The following is a 2,183-nucleotide window of genomic DNA, read 5'->3' as shown; positions in this document are numbered from 1 at the left end:
CATTTTTTTGGCGCTGCCGACCCCTCCGGGCGGAGATGGCGCAGCCGATTTGAGCTACGTGCTGGGCGCGGCAGGCGATATCGCCAAACTACTGACCGATTATAAAGTAATTGTAACCAAAAGCACCGTACCGGTAGGCACGGCCGATAAGGTAACCGCCGTAATGCAGCAGCATGCTGCCCCGGGCGTAGCATACGCCGTGGTATCAAACCCTGAGTTTTTGCGTGAGGGCGTAGCGGTAGAAGACTTCATGAAACCCGACCGGGTAGTGGTAGGCACTACCGACGAGCGGGCCCGCAAACTGATGGCCGAACTGTATGGCCCGTATGTACGCCAGGGTAACCCGGTGATTTTTATGGATGAACGGAGCTCAGAACTGACCAAATACGCCGCCAATAGTTTCCTGGCCACCAAGATTTCTTTCATGAACGAGATCGCCAACCTGTGCGAACTGGTAGGTGCCGATGTGGATATGGTAAGAAGGGGCATAGGCTCAGACGATAGGATCGGTAAACGCTTTTTGTTTGCCGGTATCGGCTACGGCGGCAGCTGTTTCCCTAAAGACGTACAGGCCCTGGCCAAATCGGCGGAGGAAACCAGCTACGACTTCAAGATCCTGAACTCGGTGATGGAAGTGAACGAGATCCAGAAAACGGTACTGACCGAAAAAGTAAAGAAATACTATAACGGCGATTTGGCAGGCAAACACTTCGCCCTGTGGGGGCTGGCTTTCAAACCGGAGACCGACGATATCCGCGAAGCACCTGCCCTGTACATCATCGATGCCCTGCTGGCAGCCGGTGCCACGGTAACCGCGTTCGACCCGGAAGGCATGCCGAACGTTAAAGCCATCGTAGGCGATAAGATTGCCTTTGCCGAAAACCAGTACGACGCGCTGAAAGACGCCGACGCGCTGCTGATCGTGACCGAATGGTCGCTGTTCCGTACCCCGGATTTCAACAAGATAGAAAGCCTGCTGAAAGCCAAGGTGATCTTCGATGGCCGTAACCTGTACGACCTGGACAAGATGATCGACTGCGGTTTCTACTACAACTCGATAGGACGGAAAGAAGTAAGTTAGTGAGTGGTGAGTAGTTGAATGGTGAGTGGTTGATTAGTTGAATATACAACAGACTAAGAACAATCGATCAACCATTCAACTACTCACTAATCAACAACTCAACCAATTAACCAATCATCCTACTGCAAAGAACCAATCAACTATTCTCCAATCAACTACTCACCAACAATGGACATACAAGGCAAAAGAATACTCATCACCGGTGCGGCCGGATTCCTGGGATCGCATTTGTGCGACAGGTTTATCAAGGAAGGCTGCCAAGTGATCGCGATGGACAACCTGATTACCGGCGACCTGAAGAACATCGAACATTTGTTCAAACTGGAGAACTTCGAGTTTTATAACCACGATGTATCCAAGTTTGTGCATGTGCCCGGCCACCTGGACTATATATTGCATTTCGCCTCACCGGCAAGCCCGATAGATTACTTAAAAATCCCAATCCAGACCTTGAAAGTAGGCTCACTGGGTACGCACAACCTGTTAGGGCTGGCTAAAGCGAAAAATGCGCGCATCCTGGTAGCCTCTACCTCCGAGGTGTATGGCGACCCTAACGTAAACCCCCAGCCCGAGGAGTACTGGGGCAACGTGAACCCGGTAGGGCCGAGAGGGGTGTACGACGAGGCCAAGCGCTTCCAGGAAGCCATCACCATGGCTTACCATACCTTCCATGGGGTAGAAACCCGTATCATACGGATCTTTAACACCTATGGGCCACGCATGCGTTTGAACGACGGGCGCGTGTTGCCGGCCTTTATAGGCCAGGCATTAAGGGGCGAACCATTGACCATGTTTGGCGACGGCTCACAAACCAGGGCCTTTTGCTATGTAGACGACCTGGTAGAAGGCATCTACCGATTGCTGCTGAGCGATTACGTGCAGCCGATGAACATCGGTAACCCCGATGAGATTACGATCAAGGAATTTGGTGAGGAGATCATTAAGCTGACCGGTACCGACCAGCAGCTGATCAGCAAACCATTGCCGACCGACGACCCTAAACAACGCAGGCCCGACATTACCAAGGCCCGTGCCATTTTAGGCTGGGAGCCGAAGGTAGGCCGCCAGGAAGGCTTGAAGATCACTTACGAATACTTCAAAT

At 52.2% G+C, this 2,183-nt stretch carries 2 protein-coding genes; both read left to right on the top strand.

All coding sequences use genetic code 11. The features are described 5' to 3' along the window. Positions 1–1,081, top strand: a 1,081-nt coding sequence (locus ACFQ3S_RS19620; protein ID WP_377167872.1) for a UDP-glucose dehydrogenase family protein, incomplete at its 5' end; no start/stop codon positions are given. Between the two features lie 174 nt (positions 1,082–1,255). After that, positions 1,256–2,183: UDP-glucuronic acid decarboxylase family protein (locus tag ACFQ3S_RS19615; RefSeq protein WP_377167875.1), on the top strand; the 928-nt coding region annotated here is incomplete at its 3' end.

Source organism: Mucilaginibacter terrae, assembly GCF_042679325.1.
Taxonomy (GTDB): domain Bacteria; phylum Bacteroidota; class Bacteroidia; order Sphingobacteriales; family Sphingobacteriaceae; genus Mucilaginibacter; species Mucilaginibacter terrae.
This window is presented reverse-complemented; position numbering and strand designations above follow the sequence as displayed.